This window comes from Nocardiopsis xinjiangensis YIM 90004 (genome assembly GCF_000341145.1).
GTDB classification, from domain to species: Bacteria; Actinomycetota; Actinomycetes; order Streptosporangiales; family Streptosporangiaceae; genus Nocardiopsis; species Nocardiopsis xinjiangensis.
Genome location: NZ_ANBE01000050.1, coordinates 1 through 22,182, shown reverse-complemented (window position 1 = coordinate 22,182; position 22,182 = coordinate 1). Strand labels below are relative to the sequence as shown.

At 70.9% G+C, this 22,182-nt stretch carries 20 protein-coding genes; 9 read left to right on the top strand and 11 right to left on the bottom strand.

Annotated elements, in window-relative coordinates; all coding sequences use genetic code 11:
• Positions 1–145 precede the first annotated feature (145 nt).
• On the bottom strand, positions 146–1,075 hold the full coding sequence (locus D473_RS0121305; protein ID WP_017611067.1) for an alpha/beta fold hydrolase: 930 nt from the start codon (positions 1,073–1,075) through the stop codon (positions 146–148).
• A gap of 139 nt (positions 1,076–1,214) precedes the next feature.
• Here D473_RS0121305 and D473_RS0121300 point away from each other — a divergent pair, with 139 nt between their 5' ends.
• Together D473_RS0121300 and D473_RS0121295 are read left to right on the top strand one after the other, a co-directional pair.
• Positions 1,215–2,378, top strand: a complete 1,164-nt coding sequence (locus D473_RS0121300; RefSeq protein WP_017611066.1) for a sensor histidine kinase — start codon at positions 1,215–1,217, stop codon at positions 2,376–2,378.
• The gene (locus D473_RS0121295; protein WP_017611065.1) at positions 2,375–3,034 is read left to right on the top strand and encodes a response regulator; all 660 of its coding nucleotides are present in this window, start codon (positions 2,375–2,377) and stop codon (positions 3,032–3,034) included. The genes D473_RS0121300 and D473_RS0121295 overlap by 4 nt, the downstream gene beginning before the upstream one ends.
• Positions 3,035–3,187: 153 nt before the next feature.
• On the opposite strand, the gene D473_RS0121290 is transcribed toward D473_RS0121295, so the two are convergent.
• The 5 genes from D473_RS0121290 to D473_RS27770 all read right to left on the bottom strand — a co-directional run bounded on the left by D473_RS0121290 (position 3,188) and on the right by D473_RS27770 (position 7,465).
• On the bottom strand, positions 3,188–3,556 hold the full coding sequence (locus D473_RS0121290; protein ID WP_017611064.1) for a hypothetical protein: 369 nt from the start codon (positions 3,554–3,556) through the stop codon (positions 3,188–3,190).
• 168 nt (positions 3,557–3,724) lie between these two features.
• Positions 3,725–5,296, bottom strand: coding sequence for a long-chain-fatty-acid--CoA ligase (locus tag D473_RS0121285; protein WP_017611063.1), 1,572 nt, complete (start codon positions 5,294–5,296; stop codon positions 3,725–3,727).
• A 12-nt stretch (positions 5,297–5,308) separates the two neighbouring features.
• Positions 5,309–6,214: an amidohydrolase family protein gene (locus tag D473_RS0121280; RefSeq protein ID WP_026127175.1), complete on the bottom strand. Its 906-nt coding sequence runs from the start codon at positions 6,212–6,214 to the stop codon at positions 5,309–5,311.
• Between the two features lie 61 nt (positions 6,215–6,275).
• On the bottom strand, positions 6,276–7,115 hold the full coding sequence (locus D473_RS0121275; protein ID WP_017611061.1) for a DMT family transporter: 840 nt from the start codon (positions 7,113–7,115) through the stop codon (positions 6,276–6,278).
• Between the two features lie 50 nt (positions 7,116–7,165).
• Complete coding sequence (locus D473_RS27770) at positions 7,166–7,465, bottom strand: hypothetical protein (RefSeq protein WP_083918058.1); 300 nt, start codon at positions 7,463–7,465, stop codon at positions 7,166–7,168.
• Between the two features lie 237 nt (positions 7,466–7,702).
• On the opposite strand from D473_RS27770, the gene D473_RS0121270 reads away from it, so the two are divergent.
• Positions 7,703–9,289: an OmpA family protein gene (locus D473_RS0121270; protein WP_026127174.1), complete on the top strand. Its 1,587-nt coding sequence runs from the start codon at positions 7,703–7,705 to the stop codon at positions 9,287–9,289.
• A 94-nt stretch (positions 9,290–9,383) separates the two neighbouring features.
• Here the strand turns inward: D473_RS0121270 and D473_RS0121265 are convergent, their stop codons facing one another.
• Positions 9,384–10,064, bottom strand: a complete 681-nt coding sequence (locus D473_RS0121265; RefSeq protein WP_017611059.1) for a hypothetical protein — start codon at positions 10,062–10,064, stop codon at positions 9,384–9,386.
• 244 nt (positions 10,065–10,308) lie between these two features.
• Between D473_RS0121265 and D473_RS0121260 the strand changes: the two genes are divergently transcribed.
• From D473_RS0121260 to lpdA, 3 genes are all read left to right on the top strand, one after another.
• Positions 10,309–11,814: a hypothetical protein gene (locus D473_RS0121260; RefSeq protein WP_026127173.1), complete on the top strand. Its 1,506-nt coding sequence runs from the start codon at positions 10,309–10,311 to the stop codon at positions 11,812–11,814.
• Between the two features lie 153 nt (positions 11,815–11,967).
• Positions 11,968–12,891, top strand: a complete 924-nt coding sequence (locus tag D473_RS0121255) for a DedA family protein (protein ID WP_017611057.1) — start codon at positions 11,968–11,970, stop codon at positions 12,889–12,891.
• Positions 12,892–12,965: 74 nt separating this feature from the next.
• Entirely contained in the window at positions 12,966–14,372 is a 1,407-nt protein-coding gene (lpdA, locus tag D473_RS0121250; RefSeq protein ID WP_017611056.1) for a dihydrolipoyl dehydrogenase, read from the top strand.
• Positions 14,373–14,391: 19 nt separating this feature from the next.
• Here lpdA and D473_RS0121245 read toward each other — a convergent pair whose 3' ends face one another.
• The 3 genes from D473_RS0121245 to D473_RS0121235 form a co-directional block, all read right to left on the bottom strand.
• Positions 14,392–15,570, bottom strand: a complete 1,179-nt coding sequence (locus D473_RS0121245; RefSeq protein ID WP_017611055.1) for a saccharopine dehydrogenase family protein — start codon at positions 15,568–15,570, stop codon at positions 14,392–14,394.
• A gap of 152 nt (positions 15,571–15,722) precedes the next feature.
• Positions 15,723–18,104, bottom strand: a complete 2,382-nt coding sequence (locus D473_RS0121240; RefSeq protein ID WP_017611054.1) for a trehalase-like domain-containing protein — start codon at positions 18,102–18,104, stop codon at positions 15,723–15,725.
• A 467-nt stretch (positions 18,105–18,571) separates the two neighbouring features.
• Positions 18,572–19,270 (bottom strand): class I SAM-dependent methyltransferase, encoded by a 699-nt coding sequence (locus D473_RS0121235; RefSeq protein ID WP_017611053.1) that lies wholly within the window; start codon positions 19,268–19,270, stop codon positions 18,572–18,574.
• A gap of 150 nt (positions 19,271–19,420) precedes the next feature.
• On the opposite strand from D473_RS0121235, the gene D473_RS0121230 reads away from it, so the two are divergent.
• The 3 genes from D473_RS0121230 to hisG all read left to right on the top strand — a co-directional run bounded on the left by D473_RS0121230 (position 19,421) and on the right by hisG (position 21,595).
• Complete coding sequence (locus D473_RS0121230; RefSeq protein WP_026127171.1) at positions 19,421–20,245, top strand: SDR family NAD(P)-dependent oxidoreductase; 825 nt, start codon at positions 19,421–19,423, stop codon at positions 20,243–20,245.
• A gap of 98 nt (positions 20,246–20,343) precedes the next feature.
• The gene (locus D473_RS0121225; RefSeq protein ID WP_017611051.1) at positions 20,344–20,607 is read left to right on the top strand and encodes a phosphoribosyl-ATP diphosphatase; all 264 of its coding nucleotides are present in this window, start codon (positions 20,344–20,346) and stop codon (positions 20,605–20,607) included.
• A 133-nt stretch (positions 20,608–20,740) separates the two neighbouring features.
• Positions 20,741–21,595: an ATP phosphoribosyltransferase gene (gene hisG, locus D473_RS0121220; protein ID WP_017611050.1), complete on the top strand. Its 855-nt coding sequence runs from the start codon at positions 20,741–20,743 to the stop codon at positions 21,593–21,595.
• Between the two features lie 58 nt (positions 21,596–21,653).
• Here hisG and D473_RS0121215 read toward each other — a convergent pair whose 3' ends face one another.
• On the bottom strand, positions 21,654–22,058 hold the full coding sequence (locus D473_RS0121215; protein WP_017611049.1) for a DoxX family protein: 405 nt from the start codon (positions 22,056–22,058) through the stop codon (positions 21,654–21,656).
• Between the last annotated feature and the right edge of the window lie 124 nt (positions 22,059–22,182).

Below are 22,182 nucleotides of genomic sequence, written 5' to 3'. Positions count from 1 at the left end.
CTGCGTTTCGCACGCTCCGGGCCATGACACCCGTCATCCGGCCCTGCCCGCGCACGTCCCCTGCCAGTGAAAAGGCCGCACACGCCGCGCGGCCGGCAGCGCAGCTCAGGGCGCGGCCGACCGCGGTCGTCGGGAGCGGGGCAGCTCAGGAGGCGGCCCGGTCCGTGACACTCAGGACGGCGTCGACGGCGACATCGGGCTGGTCGACGTGGATGTGGTGGGCGCTCTCCTCAGCGGTGCTGAGCCGGCTGTCGCCGGAGACCTCGAGCCACTGCTCCTGGCCCTCGGACCACACGCGCTCCAGCTCGTCGCCGTACTCGGCGATCTCACCGAGGTACTCGACGCCGTGCTGGACGACCTCCGTGGGGATGTCCCCCGCGGACCGGATCTCCGCGTCGCTCTCGACGGTGATGTTCTCGGGGTTCTCCCCCTCGAACACCGCGATGTTCTGTGCACGCACCTCGGCGCCCTCACCGGTGGCCGACTCGGGGATCACCCCGGTGATGTCGTCGAGCATCGTCGGGGACGTTGCGTCCAGCATGACCAGTCCCGTGACCCGGTCCTGGTGGTCGGGGGCGTAGCGGGCCGCGATCAGCCCTCCCAGCGAATGGCCGGCCAGAACCACCGATTGGTCGCCGGCGACGTCGTCGAGGACGGAGGTCAGGGTCTGCCCGGCGTCCTCGACGGTCCGGGGACCGTCCGGCTGATCGCTCTCCCCTTCACCGAACCGGTCGTAGGAGCAGACACGCTCGTCCTCGCCCAGGGTCTCCTGGAGGTCGGCCATGGTGTCCAGGCCGTCGCCCATGCCCGCCATCAGGACGATGACCGGCCGGTCCTCCGCCGGGGTCCCGGAACAGGAGACCTGCACGGAACCGCCGTCGGCCTCGAGCATCTTGGTGCCGGTGAACAGTTGGCCCTCGGTCGCCACCTCTTCCGCGGCGGCATCCAGTTCCTCCTCCACCTCGTTCAGGCCGGCCTCTACCTCCTCGGAGGTGCCCGTGCACCCGACGAGCATGACGCCGGCGAGGGTGCAGCACAGTGCGCTCAGAGCGGTCGTGCGGACGGTACGGAACATGAGGGCCTCCAGCGGAGAAGCGAGATGGGACACAGGGCGTCGCGACCGAGGAAAACGTTACGGACGCGGCGATCGGGGGTCATCACCGTTCAGAGGGCACCTGGACGTAGCTCGCTCGGGGGACAAATACACTCCTTCAGTGACCAGACCCCAGTGGTTCCACGACCAGTGGCAGCGACTCGACGTCTCCGTCCGGGACCTGCCTCTGGCCGTGCTGCTCCTGACCGCATCCCTCATCCCGTCCCTCCACGGCAACGGCACCCAGATCGGCAATGTGGCCGAACGCCCCGTCGACACCCTCAGTGTGGCCGTGGCCGCCCTGCAGTGCCTGCCCCTGGTCGTGCGGCGCCGGTGGCCCGCCCTGTGCCTGGCTCTGGTGAGTGCCGGCTTCGCCCTCGACCAGCTGAGCGGCTACCACCTGTTCGCGGGTATCGCGCTCCCCGTCGCGCTGGTCAGCGCCGGCGCCCACCTCCACCGGTTCCGGCTCACGACGATGGCCGGGGGGTCGGTGTTCTACCTGGCACTGGCGATCGCGCTGTCCCAGGTCGGCTCGGGCGAGACCCTGGCCGGGTTCGGGACGTTCTACGTGGCGCTGTCCTTCGCGTGGGGGATCGGGGCGTGGCTGCGTTCCACCCGCATCGCCGAGGCCGAACGCCGCCGCCTCGTCGCCGAGGCCACCCGCACCGCCGAACGCACCCGTATCGCGCGCGATCTCCACGACGTCGTGACCCACCACGTGACCGCGATGGTCGTGCAGACCGAAGCGGCGCGGTACCTGACCGCCGCACCCGACCGGCTCGACACGACCCTGGGCGCGGTCTCCGACACCGGACGGCGTGCCATCACCGACCTGCGCCACCTGCTCGACGTGCTCGATCCCGGCCACACCGGCCCTGCTTCCGAGTCGGAGGAAGGGCTGCTCTCCGTGGTGGAACAGACCCGACGGGCCGGACAGCCGGTGGAGTTCACCGAAGAGGGCACAGCGGGTGGCGCACGTGGCGGAGCCGACCCCGTAGTGCACCGTGTCGTGCAGGAAGCTCTGACCAACGCCCTCAAGTACGCGTACGGCAGCCCCACCACCGTTCGGGTGCGCCACCGCCCCGAGGAGACCATCGTGGACGTCGCCAACGGCTCCACAGAGACATCGACCGTCTCCCCAGGGGGAAGCGGGCGCGGCCTGACCGGTCTGCGCGAACGCGTCGAGGCCCTCGGCGGCGAGTTCGACGCGGGACCGGACGCGGACGGGGGCTTCGCCGTGCACACGCGCGTCCCCGCACGGGCACTGGTGGGTGAGCAGGTATGAGCGTTCCGACCCGGGTGCTGGTCTGCGACGACCAGGCGTTGGTCCGCACCGGACTGGTCACCATCATCGACGCCCAGCCCGACATGGAGGCGGTGGGCGAGTGCGGGGACGGCAGGACCGGGATCGAGCTCGCCGACCGCCTGCGCCCCGATGTCGTGGTGATGGACGTGCGGATGCCCGTGCTCGACGGCATCGAGGCCACCGAACGCCTGGCCGGGGCCGGCGTGGACCGCCCCGTCAAGGTGCTCGTGGTCACGACGTTCAACCTCGACGAGTACGTGTACGAGGCTCTGCGCGCGGGCGCGAGCGGGTTCCTGCTCAAGGACGCACCCCCGTCTCAGCTGTTGCACGGTATCCGGACGGTGGCCACCGGTGCGGCCCTGTTGGCCCCCGAGGTCACACGCCAGTTGGTGGGCAAGTACGCGGACCGGATCCGGCCCACCCGGGCCGCCCAGGTGGAAACTCCGCTGACCCCGCGTGAGCTGGAGGTGCTGCGCCTGATCGCCGACGGTCTGTCCAACGGCGAGATCGCCGCGCACCTGTACATCAGCCAGGAGACAGTGAAGACGTTCGTCTCGCGGATCCTCACCAAACTCGACCTGCGCGATCGGGTCCAGGCCGTGGTCCACGCCTACCGGCACGGGCTGGTGGCCTGATCCCGGGGTCCTGAGCCGCACGGTGCGGCTTCTCGGCCGCAGCCCCCTTGCCGTGCCGTCCGCAAGACCGGTACCCACGACTCACGACCACCGTCGGCCCGCACCTCGGGGTGTGGTGTCCCGCTCTGTCACCGAGCGGGTCGGGCTGCGGGACTACGGGGAGACCGGCGGTTCGGTCCGCGAGCTGATTCCGGAAGGCACCGGTACCAGGTGGCGCCGGTCGGAGTCCGAGGGACTCAAGCTGCTCAGGACGATGTCGACGGTCTCCATGACCCGGACGAGGAAGAGCTGCAGGGCGGAGATGTCCGGGTTCTCGTCCGGGAAGAGTTCACGCAGGCCGCCCATCGACCGCAGGTGTTCGCCCAGGCTCTGCGCGTCCACGTGGAGGACGAAGGGAGGCTCGTGCTCGATGCCCTGGAAACGGTGCAGGAGGACCCCGCCCTGGTCGCGGGAGTATTCGGCCGAGTCACCCTCGGAGTTCAGCCTGTGCAGGAGCTCGTCGAAGAGCTGCTCGTCGTCCATGGTGCCTCCCCTCTGATCATCCCTACCCCTTCCCGTGGGGCCGCCCACGGATGCGCCTGGTGGCCACCCGATCCACACGTCCCCCGGGCCCGCGCGTGCCCACGAGTACTGTCGGCTCCCGCCCCGGGGGATGCCTTCAGGGGCGAAGACCCGGGGCAGCCCGCCCGGCTACTGCCTCGTGACGGCGGAGGCGCCACCGCGCAGCACGAACTTCTGGATCTTGCCCGTCGCGGTCTTCGGCAGCTGCTCGGTGAACTCCACCTGCGTGGGCGCCTTGAAGTGCGCGAGATTCTCACGAGCGAACGCGATGATCTCCGCCTCCGTCGTCGTGGCGCCCCCGTGCAGCACCACGGTCGCGAGCGGGGTCTCGCCCCACCGCTCGTGGGGCACACCGACGACGGCGGCCTCCAGCACGGCGGGGTGGCGCAGAAGCACACCCTCGACCTCCACCGAGGAGATGTTCTCGCCGCCGGAGATGATGACGTCCTTGAGCCGGTCCTGGATCTCCGTGTACCCGTCGGGGTGGACGACGGCGGCGTCACCGGTGCCGAACCAGCCCTCGCCCATCGCCTTCTCGGTGGCCTCGGGGTCGTTGTAGTACCCGGCCATGACGACGTTGCCGCGCACGGTGATCTGCCCGACGGTCTCGCCGTCCCACGGCACCTCCCCGCCCTGCTCGTCGACCACCCGCAGCTCGCCGGAGGTGATGAGTTCGACCCCCTGGCGGGCCTTCAGACGTCCGCGTTCGCTGGTGTCCAGCTCCCGGTGCTCGGGACGCGGCTCGCAGACGGTGATGAACGGCGTCGTCTCGGTCAGGCCGTACACGTGGGTGACGGTCCAGCCGAAGTCGTCCTCCAGACGTTCGATCGTGTCGGCTGCGGGCGAGGCGCCGGCGGTGACCACGTGCACGCCGGAGGGCACCTCGCCGCGCTGGGACTCCGTGGCGTTGGACAGCATGATCAGCACCGTCGGGGCGGCGCACAGCCAGGTCACCTGTTCCTCACGGACGAGTTCGAAGGCCCGGGCCGGGTCCATCGCGGGCAGGCACACGTGCGTGGCGGCCACGGCGGTGACGGTCCAGGTGTAGGTCCAGCCGTTGGCATGGAACATCGGGAGCGTCCACAGGTACCGGTCGCCGATGTCCATGCGCAGGTGCAGCAGGGTGCCGACGGAGTTCATGTAGGCGTTGCGGTGGGTGATCATCACCCCCTTGGGGCGGGCGGTGGTCCCCGACGTGTAGTTGATGGTGAGCAGGTCGGTCTCGGCGATCTCGGGTGCGGTGTAATCGGGCGAGGAGTCGGCGACGAGCGCCGCGTAGTCCTCCCAACCGGGCTTGGCGCCCTCGAGCGCGACGAACCGTTCCACGCCCGGCATCTGGTCCCGCACGCTGTCGACGGCATCGAGCTGGTCGGCGTGCACGCACACGACCTTGGCGCCGGAGTGGTTGACGATGTAGACGAAGTCGTCGGCGGTGAGGCGGAAGTTCACCGGGACCAGTACCGCTCCGAGCTGCGGGACGGCGTAGAACGACTCCAGCTGCGCGTGGGTGTTGGGGGCGATGTAGGCGACCCGGTCGCCCTTGGCCACGCCCATGCCTTGGAGCGCGGTGGACCACCGGTCGCAGCGGTCGAAGAATTCCTCGTAGGTCAGCCGTAGACCGCGGTCGACGACGGCTTCGCGCCGTGGGTGCAGTCTCCGGGTGCGGCGGGCGAACTCCAGGGGCGTCAGTGCCAGCTCCATGGTTCCTTCTCTCTACATCCGCGCTGGTGGCAGGTCGAACAGGCGGGCGCCGTTGTCGTGCAGGACCGCACGCAGCCAGTCCCGCCCCATGTCGAGGCGGGTGAGCGCGCTCAGCTGGTCGAGGTAGGGGTACGGGATGTTGGGGTAATCGGTGCCCAACAGGACCCGGTCGCCGAGCGCGCGCAGCCGCGGGAACTCTTCCGCGGGGAAGGGTGCGTAGCGCTCGGTGTAGTCGGTGAAGACCATCGTGGTGTCGAGGTGGACGCGCTCGTACTGTTCGGCGAGGTCCAGGAACGCGCTGTATTCGGGTGACCCGGCGTGTGCGACGACGGCGGTGAGGCCGGGGTGGCGCCGCAGGACCTCGGTGAAGGGGCCGGGGCCGGTGAAGGGGCCGGCCCTGGGGCCCGAACCGCAGTGCACGACCACGGGCGTCCCGGACTCGGCGAGCACGCCCCACACACGGTCCAGGTGCGGGTCGCGGGGGTCGTAGGCACCGACCTGGAGGTGGGCCTTGAAAACACGGGCGCCGTCGGCGACGGCCTCCGCCGTGTAGCCGGCGGCGCCGGGTTCGGGGTAAAAGGTGGCTCCGCGCAGGCAGTCGGGGTTGCGTGCGGCGAAGTCGGCGGCCCATCCGTTGAGCCAGCGCGCCATGCCGGGGCGGTGCGGATAGAACAGCGAGGTGAAGCGGCGGACCCCGAAGGCGCGGAGGCGGTCGGCGCGAGAGTCCTCGTCGTCGCGGTAGGTGATGGGCCAGACGCCTTCGCCGAGGGCGTCGAAGTAGGCCCAGACCTTGCGCAACACGTTGTCGGGCATGAAGTGGGTGTGCACGTCCACGAGCCCGGGCAGTCCGAGCTCCTCCCACACCCGGCGTACGGCGACGCGCTCCTCTGGGTCGGCGATGACTGGAGTGTGTGTCACGGGCCACACTCTAGGGGGTGGCCTGGTGGGGCGCCATGAGTGGGTGGGACCTTCCGTGTGCTCAGACCGCCAGTAGCAGGACCCCGGTGACGACGACGGCCGAGGCGGTCACCCGCACCGCTCCGAAGCGTTCCTCGAACAGGAGCGCGCCCAGGACCGCGGCGAAGACGATGCTGGTCTCGCGCAGGGCGGCGATGCCCGCGACCGCCCCGGAGAGCTGCGCCCACAGCACGAGACCGTAGGCGGCGGCGCTGATCGCCCCGCCCGACAACCCCATACGCAAGACGGGCCGTATCTGTCCCCACAACCGGCCCCGCCGGCGGGCCAGGGCCACGAGGAAGAACACCGGTCCCTGCAGCACCATGATCCAGGTGATGTAACCGACCGGGTTCTGTGTCAGGCGCACCCCGTATGCGTCGATGACCGTGTAGGAGGCGATACCGAGCCCGGTGGCGAAGGCGGCCAGGAGACCGGGCACGTGCCTCCTCTTCGGTACACCCCCGGCCAACACCAGGGTCATGAGGCCGGCGGAGACCACCAGTACTCCGGCGAGTTCGCTCGGGGGCAGACGCTCACCGAGGAACACCACCCCGATGAGGGCGACGACCCAGGGCGCGGTGCCGCGGGCCAGCGGATAGACCTGCCCGAACTCCCCGGTGCGGTAGGAGAGCATGAGCAGGCCCAGGTACAGCAGGTGGGCGGCGACCGACGCGGCCAGCACGGGCCAGGCCTCGCGCGGGGGCAGGCCGACGAACAGCAGCAGGGGAGCGGTGCCGGCCATGCCGCCGAGTCCGATGAGGGCGAAACCGAGCAGGCGGTCGCTGATGGAGTGGGCCACGGCGTTCCACGTGGCGTGGAGCAGGGCGGCGACGAGTACGGCCGCGACGACAGGTGCGGTCATGGGGCCGGTCGCGGGGGCGCAGGGGCCGGGTGGGAGGACATCCTGTCACCCTAGAACCGTCGGGCCCGCCCGGGCCGGGCTTGCTCCGGCCCGACACGGGGCGACGGCTCGGTGGCGGTGGTCCGTGCGTGTGTTCGCGGGTGCGACGTGGTCGGACGTGGTCGCTGCGCAGGTGCTCGTAGACGATCGGCGTCGCCGACGGCGACCACCGGTGAGGTCGTGCGGGCCAGCGCGGCGGTCAGTTCGGCGGTCCCCAGGGCCGCCCCGACCGTGAGCAGACCCGTGACGATCCCCGTGGCGGTGTGCCGCCCGGGTGCCTGTGGTGCGCTCTCGCGTCTCTCTGTGCTCACGTGAGGTATTCGGGGCACCGGCGGAGGCGGATGGGTCGGATCCCGAAGATTTTCCGCCGATCGCGGACACGGATCCCCGGGGCCGGGCTCTACCTGGTCGGAGCGCCCGTTCTGTCGCACCCGGGAGGGCATGGGGCCCTTGCGGCGGCGGATGGGGAGGTGCCGTGTTCGGTTCCCGTGCGCGAGTGAAGGAGGATATGGCAGGTACGTCCTCAGACACGATCGGAGTTCCCCCACATGGCGCGGAAGACACCCCTCGCAGTGGTCGCGCTGATGGTCTCGGGCAGCCTCCTGCTGACCGGCTGCACCGCGGTCTCTGACTGGTGGTCGGACACCTTCGGAGACGGCCCGCCGACGGTCAGGGAGGATTTCCCCTACGTCCAGGAGGGCCGGATCTTCCAGGACAGCGGGCAGGACGTCGAGACCACCTTCGCCGTCACCTCCCTGGAACGCACCGACGACCACACCGTGATGCGCTACGAGGTCACCTACGACGACGACTTCACCGGGGCCAACCGCAACTTGAGCATGGCGCACACCCTGGTGGACCCCATGTCCGGACGCGTGTACCGGCAGTTCCTCGACGGCGACGGCCTCAAGTACGGGTCCGAGAGCCCCAACGCAGACGGCCTGTACCCCGTGCACGACGGTGTCACCAACGAGTACATCCGGTACTTCCCCCGGCTGCCCGAGAGCGTCGACCAGGTCACCTTCGTCGGCAGCGGCCTCGGCGCGATGACGGGTATCCCCGTCCAGGACGTGGAGGAGGAGACCCCCGCACCCGAGAACCCCAACGCCGAGGACCACCTCACCCCCGACAGTCCCCCCTCGGACGGCGGGAACATCACCTTCGCGAACCGCCCACCGGACGAGGACGCCCTCGCCGACGACGGCTGGGTGCAGAGCTTCGTCGACTCCGAGGTCGCCTCCACCACCCGTGACGGCGACCGGGAGATCATCTCCCTGCACTCCGACGTGATGTTCGAGTTCGACCGTTCGGACCTGACCGGGGACGCCGAGGACGTCGTGCGCCGCGCGGCGACGACCCTGGCGCAGAACGTCGACCCCGACGAACCCGCCATCACCGTCATCGGCCACACCGACGGCATCGGTGACGCCGCCTACAACGACAACCTGTCCGTGGAACGGGCCGAGAGCGTGCGCGACCTGCTCGCCGAGGAACTCGGGACCGACTACGAACTCGAGGTCGAGGGCCGGGGCATGGACGAGCCCGTCGCCCGTGAGGGCGGTGCGGACGACGACGAGGCGCGCGCCCGCAACCGGCGGGTGGAGTTCTCCTACGTCTTCGACCCCACCGTGGACGCCTCCGAGGAGGAGGCCTACGACGACGACGGTCTCGGCGCGGCCCAGCGCAACGTCACCTGGCCGGCCCCCTACACCGATGACCCCGGCCCGGTCGTCGACGAGGGCGAGACCGATGGTGTGGAACTGCAGATCCATCCGCTGCGCCGTGACGGTGCCTACGTCGTCGGCACATTCACCCTGACCAACACCACCGATGAGCCGACCGTGCCGGAACTGGGCGGGTCGGAGAACATCGCCGGCGGCCCCGAGCAGTTCAACAAGGGCACCCTGGGCGGGTTCCAGCTCACCGAACCCGACAGCGGGCTGACCCGCTACGTGGCCCAGCTGGACTTCGGCGAGGGGCGTTACAGCAGCTTCGCCGAGGAGGTGCACATGCTCCAACCCGGCAACACCTACGAGCTGGCCGCGGTCTTCCCCGCGCCGGCCGTCGAGGTCGAGGAGCTGACACTGAGCGCCGGACCCTTCGGCGAGTTCGAGGAGATCCCGGTCGAGCACTGAGGTCTGCCCGCGCAAGCACGGTGGCCCCGTTCCCGAGGGACGGGGCCACCGTTGTGTCCGGGCGCGTGCGCGCGGCGGCGAGTGGGGGGAACGGTCAGGCGCGGACGTTCTCGGCGGCCTGCAGGACCACGCGCTCGAGCTCCTCGCGGTCGACGTCGGAGTTGGTGACGACCGCGGTCACGTAGAACTCCTCGGGCAGCTCCAGGTACAGCTGCGTGCTGGAGCCGTCGACGGCTCCGACGTACTCCAGGTCGCCGCCCAGGTCGTCGGTGTCGTCAGTGTGGTAGGTATCCACGTCCACGTCGATGTCCACGTCCCAGTTCATCTCCTCCTCGGAGCCCGGGACCTGGATGACGTCGGGGTTGGCGCTGGGGTCGGTGCCCTCGGTGAAGACGACGGTGAGCGTGGCGGAGCCGGCTCCGCCGCCGCTGAGGGTGCACGAGAGCTGCTCGGCGCCGTCGATGTCCTCGATCTCGCCGCTCTCCTCAGCCAGGTCGGTACCGGGGGCCAGGCCGCCGGCGGCACCGGAGACGTCGGCGGCCTCGCAGGACTGCGGCAGGGAGTATCCGGAAGCCTGCTCCTCGCCCTGGCCGTCCTCGTCCTCGCCGTTCTCCCCGTCCGCGGGGGAGGGGCTCTCGCTCGGGCTGGGGGACTCCTCGCCGGAGAAGAGGTCGGTGTCGAATTCGAAGTCGCCCCCTTCGCAACCGGAGAGGAGGACGACGGCGGTGATGGCCGCGCCCAGGGGCGCCAGGGGAAGGGAGGGGATCAGTCGCATGGGTGGCCTTCGGGTCGGAAGAGCGCCGGGCGAGGGGAAGCTGCCCCGGCGGGGGACACACGCAATACAGGGTGTGCTCGGCGGGCACACCCTAGCAACTCCCGCATCCACGGGACGGGGCCGAATCCGTTTTCCGCCGTCGGGGCGGGCCCGGTCCGGACCGAACCCGGTACACCTGGAGGCCTTCCGGCCGCAAGGTGCCTGCGACTTCGGCCGAACGTGCCGGATATGGAAGGATTTCGGCGTGACTGAAGAGTTTCGCGCCGCGTTCCAACGGGTGCTCGACACCGCCGCTGCCCAGGCACCGGACTTTCCCGAGGCCGTGCACGATGTGTTCCGCCTTTCCACGCAGGTGCCCCCGAAGGAGCTGGGGCACGCGATGGAGGCTCTCACCCCTGTGCTCAGCGACTGTGAGCCGGCCGCCGGTATCGCCGCCGACCTCTCGGTCCTGGCCGGTGCCCTGGTCGAGAACGGTGCCTCCGCCGGCCAGGCCGGTCTGGAGGTCCTGCGTCAGCTCGGCAGTTACGGGCAGGCCGCCGTGGCCTTCATGCACGCCTGGGACAAGACCGGCGGCGGCCGCCTCCCCGAACCCGGCGACACCTCGGGCGAGCAGGAGAAACGCGTCGAGGAGGTCCTCGGTGAGAACGCGCCCCTGGCCACCATCGGGTGGTGGACCTCCCTGCGCTACGGCTTGGCCGCGAAGGCGATGGTGAGCGACGCGAGCGTGCGCGCGGCCCTACGTGCGGATGCGGGGGCGCTCGAAGGCCTCACACAGATCGTGCACGCGCTCTCCACCCGGCTGCACGAGTTCGTCGAGCTGAGCGAACTCCTGCGCATGGCCGAGGTCGAGTACCTGCTCGTCCTGGACCGCGCGTCGTGGCGCGGGTTCCGGGTGCGCATCGACGGCGTCGGCGACAACTTCCAGCTGCACACCCTGCTCGCGGACGCACTCATCGGTAAGGAGGGCCACCGTCTGGGCGGCAACCGCCCCGACCCCCGGTGGACGGCAGCGTGCCTGGACGGCGCCGCCGATCCACTCGCCGACGTGGTCACCGGCGAGTGGGACCTCGTGGGCGGCAACGGCGAGTGGATCGGCAACGAGGCGACGCCGGCCGACATCCCCGTGGTCGACGGAGAGCGGGTGCTGGTCCTGGAACCGCAGTCGCTGACGCACCCGTGGCGGGCGGGCCGTCGGCACCCGCACATCCCCGGTTTCCTCGAAACCGTCGGGGAACTGGCCATGGACGAGGCCACGGCCTGGTGGTCGCGCATGCACCCGGCCGGGTCGGTGCGCCACCCGCACGCGCCCCGCGTCGAGGGCGAGGAGGACGAGGACCCGCGTCCGCCCCTGCATTTCGGTGTGGCCGCGCACTTCGCCGAGGCCGACTCCGGTCCGATGTCGGCGCCCTTCGCGGCTCTGCCGCCGGAACTGACCGACCCGCCGGCCGACCCCGACGCGTTCGGGCCCAGTCCTTTCGGTGCCCAGCCGGAGCCTCCCGCCCCGTCCCTGGCCGAGGACCCCCCGTCCCTGGCCGAGGATCCCCCGTCCCTGGCCGAGGATCCCCCGGTCCCCGAACCCGTCCTCCCGGACCGGGGGGCGGCTCCACGAGCCGAGCCGGCCCCGGCGCCGGAACCCGCGCCGCGGGGCGCCCCGGGAGCGTCGCTGCTCCCGTCGATGCCGGAAGGGGTCACGGACAGTTGGTCGTGGGCGCCGGCGTGGAGGTGGCCGCACCCGCCGCCCGAACGGTGACCCTCCTCCGGCGCTGGGCCCCTCCCCCGGAACCGGACCGGCACCGACCTGCGCGGTATGACGCTTGTCATGGCCGCGCTCCGCACAGCACACACGCATACCGTGACGGTTGTGCCTGTCGCGCGGCCTGCCCCGCGCACGAGGATGGAGCCCATGACGACGGAGAGCACCGATCCATGCCCGCCCGGCAGCAGCCCCGGCCGTCCCTCCAAGGAGGAGGCCCTGCGTGCCGCCGAGAAGGCCTGGAACGAGGAGGAGAGCGAGCGGGCCCAGGCCCAGCTGCGTGACATGAAGCCGTGGGAGGGCAAGGCGCAGCGCCAGGACCGGGTCCTGCTCTGGATGGCCGTCTGCATCCCGGCGTTCTTCCTGCTGACGATGCCGCTGCGCCCGCTGTTCATCGCCGACCACCCGGTCCCGCTGGCACTGGTCACCGGCAGTTACGCGGCCATCGGCGCCGGCGGCGCGCTCGCGAGCGTGGGCCAGGAGACGTTCTGGGTGGTGCTCGTGGCCGGGGTCATCGGCAAGATCAAGATCGACTGGCTGTTCTGGTGGCTGGGCCGCCGTTGGGGCCGCGGCATCGTGCGTTTCCTGGTGCAGGGCGAGCGGGCCCGGCGGTTCGCCGACCGCCTGGAGACCATGAACCCGTGGGTCATGCGGCTGGTGATCCCGTTGAGCTACCTGCCGGGTGTTCCCGCCGGGGTCCCGCACGTGATCGCCGGAGTCAGCGGGATGCGGCTGCGCACCTACCTGTTCCTGGACGCCTTGGGTGCGCTGATGGTGACCGCGGCCGTGGCCTGGATCGGTTTCACGTCGGGGCAGGTCGGCGTGGACCTGGTGCTCCTGGTCGACAAGTACGCCATGTGGATCATGATCGCGGTCATCTTCGTGCTCGCGATGACACCGGCGTACCTGTCCACCCGTGACTCCAAGAAGCGGCGCGAGCAGGTGCTGGCCGAGGCCGCTGCAGACTACGACGCCGAGACCGCGCGTCTGGAAGCGGGCGCCGATGGCGCATGGAACACCCGGAGTGACGAACACGTCGCCGATGGTCACACGCAGGCGGGGGAGCGCGACTAGCCTGGGACCGGCAATCCGACACCCCGGGCGAGCCGCGCCGGGTGCGTCATGAACACGCTCAAGGAGATCCCGTCATGGGACAGCGACACTTCGATCTTGTGGTTCTCGGTGCTGGGCCGGGCGGGTACGTCGCGGCGATCCGTGCCGCCCAGCTGGGCCTGTCCACGGCCGTCGTCGAGGAGAAGTACTGGGGCGGGGTCTGCCTCAACGTGGGCTGCATCCCCTCCAAGGCCCTGCTGCGCAACGCCGAGCTCGCGCACCTGTTCCACAACGAGGCCGACACCTTCGGCATCGAGGTGGACGGGTCGGTGCGGTTCGACTACGGCAAGGCCCACAGCCGTAGCCGCGAGGTCGCCGACGGCCGCGTCAAGGGCATCCACTTCCTCATGAAGAAGAACAAGATCACCCAGCTGAACGGGCGCGGCACGTTCGTGGACGAGCACACCGTCGAGGTGCGCGGCGAGGACGGGTCCACCGAGACCGTCACGTTCGACAACTCGGTGATCGCTGCCGGTTCCTCCACCAAGCTCCTGCCCGGCACCGAGCTGTCCGAGCGGGTGGTCACCTACGAGCAGCAGATCCTCCAGGAGAAGCTCCCCGACAGCATCGTCATCGCGGGTGCCGGGGCGATCGGTGTCGAGTTCGCCTACGTCATGGCCAACTACGGCGTGGACGTCACGGTCGTGGAGTTCCTCGACCGGATGGTCCCGCTGGAGGACGAGGAGGTCGCCAAGGAGCTCGCCCGGTCCTTCAAGAAGCTCGGCGTGAAGGTCATGACCTCCACCCGGGTGGAGTCGGTCGAGGACACCGGATCGGGGGTGAAGGTGCAGGTCACCGGGTCCGACGGGCAGTCGCAGACCCTGGAGGCCGACAAGCTGCTCCAGGCCATCGGGTTCTCCCCCAACGTCGAGGGTTACGGGCTGGAGAAGGCCGGGGTGGAGCTGACCGAGCGCGGCGCCATCGGGATCGACGCCCGGGGCCGCACCAACGTGCCGCACATCTACGCGATCGGCGACGTGACCGCCAAGCTCATGCTGGCGCACACCGCCGAGGCGATGGGCATCGTCGCGAGCGAGACCATCGCGGGGGCCGAGACCCAGGAGATCGACTACCGGTTCGTCCCCCGCGCGATCTACTGCCAGCCGCAGATCGCGAGCTTCGGCTACACCGAGGACGAGGCGCGCGAGGCCGGCTACGACGTGCAGGTGTCCAAGTTCCCGTTCATGGCCAACGGCAAGGCGCACGGTCTGGGAGACAGCCGCGGGTTCGTCAAGGTGCTCTCCGACGCCCGGTACGGGGAGATCATCGGTACGCACATGATCGGACCGGACGTCACCGAGCTGCTGCCGGAGCTGACGCTGGCGCAGCAGTGGGACCTCACGGTGCACGAGGTCTCGCGCAACATCCACGCGCACCCGACGCTGAGCGAGGCCGTGAAGGAGGCCGTCCACGGGTTGGCCGGCGACATGATCAACTACTGACCCCGCGTCCCGGCCCGGGTCAGTCGTCGAACTCGCGCAGCACCCGGAACTCCACCCCGGCGCGGGGCAGGCGCCCGATGAGCGCCTCACCCATGGCCACGGCCGTGGTCACCTGCCCCGAGGTCTCGGGCAGATCGTCCTGCCACAGGCACAGCGCCGACTCCGCGAGCATCCCCGACGTCGCCCGGTACCCCGGCTCACCACCGGAGACCAGCGTGTGCACCCGGCGCCCGCCGCCGGACCCGGCGAAGTGCACCGTGAACCAGCCGTCGGCGAGCTGCTGCTCCGTGGGGCCCTCGCCCGGCGCGCGCAACGCCCCCAGGCGTTCCCGGAGCGCAGGCACCTGCGCCGCGGCCATCACACCGGCGGCACCGCCCACCGCGCCGACCGCGCTGGTCAGGTGCCGGAACGCCGCGTAGTGGCCGTAGGAGAAGTCCGGCCCGTACTGCTCCAGCTTCGCCGCGGAACCGATCACGACCTTCGGGTCCAGGGTCGGCAACGGGGTCGTCCACCCGCGCGCCAGACGGGTCCGCGGACGACCGCTGCGGTCGATCCGGACCCGTCGGCCCTCCGGCTTGCCCTCCAGCGCACGCCGTTCCTTCGACGCCGCCACCATCTCCTGGGGATCACTGAACGCGCCCAGGGCCGAGTGGAGGGTGCCGCCCGAGGCGTTCCCGCGGGCCCGCACGAAACCCTCCACGTGCAGAGGCGCGTCGTCGGGCAGCTGCCCCACGGTGAACAGCGCCCCCAGATCATGGGGGATCGAGTCGAACCCGCACGCGTGCACGAGCCGTGCCCCGGTGCGCCGTGCCGTCTCGTGGTGCTCGACGTACATGCGGTCCACGAACGCGGGCTCCCCGCACAGGTCCACGTAGTCGGTGCCCTCCGCCGCGCACGCGGCCACCAGAGACTCTCCGCGCTCGCTGTAGGGCCCGACCGTCGTGATGACGACCCGCGCCGACGCGGCCATGCGGCGGATCGATCCCGGGTCCTCGGCATCGGCCGACAACAGGTCGGGTTCGGGCCGGTCCGGGGCGAGAGCGGCGAGCTCGGTGACCAGCGCCTCCAGCTTGGCGTGATTGCGTCCGGCCAGGGCCCAGCGCAGCTCTCGCGGGGCGTGGGTGGCCAGGTACTCGGCGGTCAGCGCGCCGGTGTACCCGGTCGCACCGAACAGGACGATGTCGTGCTCGCGGTCCACGTTGGTCCAGCCTCTCGGAAGGGGGTGAAGTGCGCGGGAGCCAGTGTCTCAGGTCTCGTCCGCGCCGCTCTGCACGCGGGGTGTGGTACCTCCGGGCACGACGGCGCCCCCGTGCCTGGGCACGGGGGCGGCCTCGTACGGGGAAGGCGGTGCTAAACGAATTCGTCGAGCAGCTGGGCGCACCGGATCAGCCCCAGGTGCGAGTACGCCTGCGGGTGGTTGCCCAGCGCCCGTTCGGTGAACGGGTCGTACTCCTCCGGGATCAGCCCGGTCGGTCCTGCCGCCTCCACCAGGTGCTTGAACAGCTCTTCGGCCTCCGCACGCCGTCCGGTGAGCAGGTAGGCCTCGATCAGCCACGTCGTGCACAGGTGGAACCCGCCCTCACCGCCGGGCAGACCGTCGTCGCGGTGGTAGCGGTACACGGTCGGTCCGCTGCGCAGCTCCGCCTCGATCGCGGTGACCGTGGCCTGGAACCGTGCGTCGGCGGGGTCGATGAGCCCGGAGAGCCCGATGTGCAGCGAAGCGGCGTCCAGGTCCGGACCGTCGTAAGCGGTGGTGAAGGCCTGCGCGGTCTCGTCCCAGCCCTGTTCCAGCACCTGGTCGGCGATCTGCGAGCGCAGGGCCGGCCAGGACGGGTCGGCGTCGCGGTCGTACCGCTCCGCCAGCGACAGCGCACGGTCCAGCGTCACCCAGCACATCACCTTGGAGTACACACGCTGGCGCGGCTCGTCGCGCTCCTCCCAGATGCCGTGGTCGGCCTCGTCCCAGCGCCGGGCGACGGCCTCGGCCATGGAACGCACCAGCTCCCAGTCGCGGTCGGCCAGGTGCCCCCGCGCGCGGGAAAGGCGTGAGATGAGCTCGACGACGGGCCCGAACACGTCCAGCTGCACCTGGTGGTCGGCGAGGTTGCCGACCCGCACCGGCCGCGAACCCGCGTAGCCGGCGAGTGTCTCCACGACCTCCTCCGGGCCCAGGTCGGTGCCGCGCAGCGAGTACAGCGGGCGCAGCATCTCCGGTCCGGGCAGGGAACCGACGACCCGGTGCACCCAGTCGAGGAAGGCTTCGGCCTCCTCGGTCGAGCCCAGGCTCACCAGCGCCTGCACGGTCAGGGCCCCGTCACGCAGCCAGCAGTACCGGTAGTCCCAGTTGCGCACCCCGCCGATCTCCTCGGGCAGGGACGTGGTCGCGGCCGCCATGACCCCACCGGTGGGGGTGCACAGTCCGCGCAGGGTGAGCGCGGAACGGGCGGCCAGGGCCTGGGCGGTCTCGGGCAGGGTGAGCGTGTTCAACCACTCGGACCAGTGCGCGCCGGAACGCCGGCGGCGCTCGGTCTCGCTGGCGACGGCCGCATCGAGGGACTCGGTGCCGCAACGCATCTCGAGCACGACCGGGTGCTCGGAGGCCGGGTGCACGACCGCGCGGGCGGTGTCGTTGACACCGTCGTGGTCGATGTCCCATTCCACACCCGGCGAACGCACCACGATGGGGTACTCGGCGCCGTCGACGCACAGACCGCCCTCGACCTGGGTGATGCGCACGGGCGCGCGGCCGAAGTCGGGGCGCGGGGCGAACTCGACGGAGGCGGGGGTGACACCGCTGATGACCCGCACGAGGTCGGTGCGCCCTGCCGGGGTGTGGTGGGCGAGGTAGTCGGTGACCTCCAGGCGCGACCACCGGGTGCGCACCGTCATGGTGTCGTCCAGGTAACGCTGCCCCAGGGGACGGCCGCCGTGGCTGGGGGCGATCGCGAACCGGCCGGCCTGCCGCCCGCCGAGCACCTCCGCGAACAGGGCGTCGGAGTCCGGCTCGGGGTGGCACATCCACAGCAGGCGCGCGTCCGGTCCCACCAGCGCGACCGAGGACCGGTTGGACAGCATCGACATGCGTTCGATGGGGGTGGGCCGCTCGCCGAAGACCCAGGAGCGGCGCTCGACCGCGAGGGAGGCCAACAGGGCCGCGGCGGTCGGGGTGTCGGCGACACGGTGCGCGGCGACGGTGTGCTCGGGGCCCACACGCACGCCCGCGTCGGCGCCGGCCAGGCCGAGGAACACCGGTTCCTCGCCGTCGCCGCCGCCGATGTAGAGGATCGCGGTGGCGTCGGTCTGCTCGCGCAGGAGCTCGAGGGCGGCGGCCTTGTCGGCGGGAGGGGCGCCGGGACCCTCGTCGGTGTGGTCGGGGTCGATGGTCAGGTCCGTGTCGAACTCGGTCCCGTGGGCTCCGACGAGGCGGACCTCGGAGGGCAGCCGGGAGAGCACCGCGAGATCGCTCAGGGGGCGCGCGGAGACGACGGCGCACACGGTTCCCGGAAGGTCGGCGAGCTCGCGCAGGGCACGGAGGGCCTCGGGTGCTGGGCGCCGGCGGTCACCGCCCACGGGCGCGAGGGCGCCGTCGTAGTCGCAGGCCACCAGGAGCCGGGAGGTGCGGGCGAGCGCGGACACACGTCGTCGTACGTCCAACGGCATGGCCTGGGGAGTGCTGCGGGCGGAATCCTCGGGCAGGTTCGGAGCCGTCTCGACCGCCTGGGTGAGCGTCACGTTGCCTCCTCCGTCGGTCCATGCTTGACCTGGGGACATGGGTGATCTGTGTGACTCCGCGCAGAGAACCGGTTCGTGCCGAACCGTGAAGTGCAGAACGTGGACCCGGAGCTTGTGGCGCGGAGTGTGTTCCGTGGGACTTTGAACAGACCTGAACCGCTCTTGAACCGAACGGGTGCACACCGTGGATGGTGGCGTGCCGAGGAAAAGTCTGGTCCACACGAAGTCAAGGTGAGACTACCCCCGTCCCGCGGGTAGCGGGGCCATCATGCCTTGGTGATGCAGATCACGAATAAGGATGAATTCTCTCGGTCATCTGCCGATTTCGGGATGTGTCCCTGCTACCCGCGAGCGGATCCGAACGGGATCGCCCGGTGCGCACACGCCGCGGCCCCGCCTGCGCTCCCCGGCCCGGGTGGGCAGGAGGGGCGGGCGGGGCCGCGGGATCGTGGCTGCGGAGCTCTCCGTCAGGCGGGTTTGCGCAGGTGGTGCACGAAAGCGGGCGGGACGTTGGCGAAGACCCTCTCCGAACGGATCCCGTAGCGATCGATCCAGTCCTGCACGACCCAGCTCGTCCGTGCCTGGCGCAGGTAGTCCTCGCGCCGGGCGATGACCGCCTTGACCCCCTTCGTGTACAGGTACCCGTAGAAGGACAGGTAGCCGCCCGGCTCCAGGATCCGGAAGTAGTACTCCAGGATCTCCTCGACGTCCTCGGCGTCGAAGTTCGCGAACGGCAGCCCCGAGGCGATGACGTCGTAGGTGCGGTCGGTGCCCATCTCGCCGACCAACTTGGCGTGCACCGTCGCCCTGTCGGAGATGCGTGCCAGGTCCGGGTCGGTGGTGAGCAGCTCCGACAAGTGGCCGGCGAACTCCGCGTTGGACTCGACGAGGTCGGCGGTGTCACCCGGGATCATCGCGTCGGCGAGCCCCCGTGTGATCGCCCCGGTTCCCGCACCCGCCTCGAGGATGCGCAGGGGCTGACCCGGTATGGGCCGTTCCCTGACGTGCTCGGCCATGGCGCGGGCCAGGGCGGCACTGCTGGGCACCACCGAACCGGTCGCCTTGAACGTGCGCAGGGCCTGGCTGAGGAAGAGCCCGGTGTCCCGCAGGCGCTCGTCCAACCGGAGGGCGGGGTAGGGCCCCGTGGAGCTGTGTGTCTCGGACATACCTGCACGCTAGCGCCTGGCGGCTTCCCGGGTATAGCGGAGCCGTGCCTCCCGGGGCCTGTGTGAAGCCCCACGGGGCTGAGGGGAACCCGGCTGCGGGCGACGGTGTGGGGCCGGAACGGCGCAAAAACACGATCTAGGGTGGGCGGCATGAGTCAGAGCAGTCCGATGCCCCCCGTCCGCCCCGGTACTGCGTTGGTCACGGGCGCTTCCACCGGCATCGGCGCAGAGTACGCCCGCCGCCTCGCCCAGCGCGGGTACTCCCTGGTCCTGGTCGCACGCCGGACGGACCTGCTCGCGACACTGGCCGAGGACCTGCGTGAACGGTGCGATGCGGACGTGGAGGTCCTGCCGGCGGACCTGGGCTCGGCCGAGGACACCGAACGGGTCGCCGAACGCCTGCGGGCCGAGCCCGGCAGCGGCCTCGAGCCCGTCGACCTGCTCGTCAACAACGCCGGGCGCGGCGACGGCGGGCCCTTCACCGAACAGGACCCCGACGACGTCGACGCCATGATCGACATCAACGTGCGTTCGGTCCTGCGCCTGACCCGGGCCGTCCTGCCGGTACAGATCGCCCGTCGCAGGGCCGGGGCCGTCACCGGGCTCGGGGTCATCACTGTGTCCTCACTGGCAGGGGAGCCCGTCGTCAACCCCGGCGGTTCGGTCTACGGGGCCGGCAAGAAGTTCCTCACCCTGTGGAGCGAGAGCGTGGCCGCCGAGGTGCGCTCCGCCGGTGTGAGCGTGACCGTGGTCCTGCCCGGGTTCGTGCGCACCGACATGACCCGCGGTGTGCAGGAGCGCGGACTGCCCGAGGTCGCGTTCGTGCCCAAGGAACACATCGTCCGCGACTCCCTCCTCGCCTGGATGGCCCGGCGTCCGCGTGTGATCCCCGGAGCCCAGTACAAGACCGGTGACGCGCTCCTGAAGATGCTGCCCCGGTGGCTCGTGCGCACCGTGGCGCGCCGTATGACCTGACGTGCCCGTCCGGATGGTGGGACACCCGGGGCCGGTGGACGCGGCGGTCGTCCCGACGTTCTACGCTGGAAGGGCACTGCCGGTCGAGGAAAGAGACCATGAAGACCTTCGAAGAGCTGTTCGCCGAGCTGTCCGAGAAGGCACGCTCCCGCCCCGAGGGGTCCGGGACCGTCGCCCAACTCGACGCCGGTGTCCATGCCGTCGGCAAGAAGGTCGTCGAGGAGGCCGCCGAGGTCTGGATGGCCGCCGAGTACGAGTCGGACGAGCAGGCCGCCGAAGAGATCTCGCAGCTCCTCTACCACCTCCAGGTTCTGATGCTGGCCCGTGGCCTGCGGCTCGAGGACGTCTACAAGCATCTTTAGGCCGTGCTCGGTACCCGCCGAACACGGCCTTGGCCGGTGGCACCGCCCGGCCCCGCGCGTCGCGGGCGCCGCGAGCACCGGCCCGCGTGACGTCCCCGAACACCGCAGAACCGACCCGAGGAAGCGCACCGACATGCCCGAGATGCTGAGAATCGCCGTGCCCAACAAGGGCCAGCTCTCCGAACCCGCCGTGGAGATGCTCCGCGAGGCCGGGTACCGCCAGCGCAAGAGCAGCCGCGACCTGGTGATGGTCGACCCCGACAACGAGACCGAATTCTTCTTCCTGCGCCCCAAGGACATCGCCGTCTACGTGGGCGAGGGCATCCTGCAGGCCGGCATCACCGGCCGCGACATGCTCATGGATTCCGCGGCGCCCGTCGACGAGATCCTTGCACTGGGCTTCGGCGGCTCCACGTTCCGCTTCGCCGCCCCCAACGGAGGGGAGATGACCCTGGAGGACCTCCAGGGCAAGCGTGTGGCGACCTCCTTCGACGAGATCCTGCGCCTGCACCTGGTCGAGAAGGGCATCGACGCCCGGGTCATCCACCTGGACGGCGCCGTCGAGACCTCCGTCAAGCTCGGTGTCGCCGACGCCGTCGCCGACGTGGTCTCCACCGGCACCACCCTGCGCCAGGCCGGCATGGAGATCTTCGGGGACCCGATCCTGGAGTCGGAGGCGGTCGTCATCCGGCCCACAGGCGCCGGCGAGGACCCCAAGGTCGAGACGCTGCTGCGGCGCCTGCGCGGGGTCCTGGTCGCCCGCGACTACGTGATGATGGACTACGACGTCCACGCCGAGCAGCTCGAGGACGCCGTCGCCCTGACCCCCGGTATGGAGGGCCCCACGGTCTCCCCGCTGCACCGCGAGGGCTGGGTCGCCGTCCGGTCGATGGTCCCGCGCAAGCAGGCGCAGGCGATCATGGACGACCTCTGGGAGATCGGCGCCCGCGCCATCCTGGTCACCGACATCTACGCCTGCCGCCTCTGAGGCACCGCGTGTGCGTCGGGCCCCGCCGTTCGGTGGGGCCCGACGCCGTCCACGGGGTTCACGACCGTCCGGTGTCCTTGGGCCGCGACTGCAGCGCCGCCCAGATCAGCGGGATCTGCAGCGGCACCCGTCCCCACGCCAGGGCCTTGTTGTCCGCGACCCCCGGCAGGCGGCCCGAACCGGAGTCCAGGGCCATCTGCACGTTGGCGGGCCAGACCGCCAGCAGGAGCGCGGCGCTCGCCCGCCCCGCCCACTTCCGCCGGGTCAGCAGACCGGCCCCGCACGCCAGTTCCGCGGCCCCGCTGGCGTACACCCAGGCGCGGCGCTCGGGCAGCCGGCGGGGCATGATCGCCTCGAAGGGCTTGGGCTTGGCGAAGTGCAGCATCCCTGCCGCCAGGAACATCCCGCCCAGGGCCAGGGGCGCGCGCTCGCGCAGGCGCCGTCCCGTCGTCCGATCCTTCATGGGGACTCCTCTCGTCGGTCGCGCCACCACCACAACCTAGACGTGTTGATGGGGTCGTGGTCGGGGTGGGGGTGGGGTGGTGTTCGTCGGAGCGTCGAGCTTAGCCCGGCCGGGGCTTCCCGCA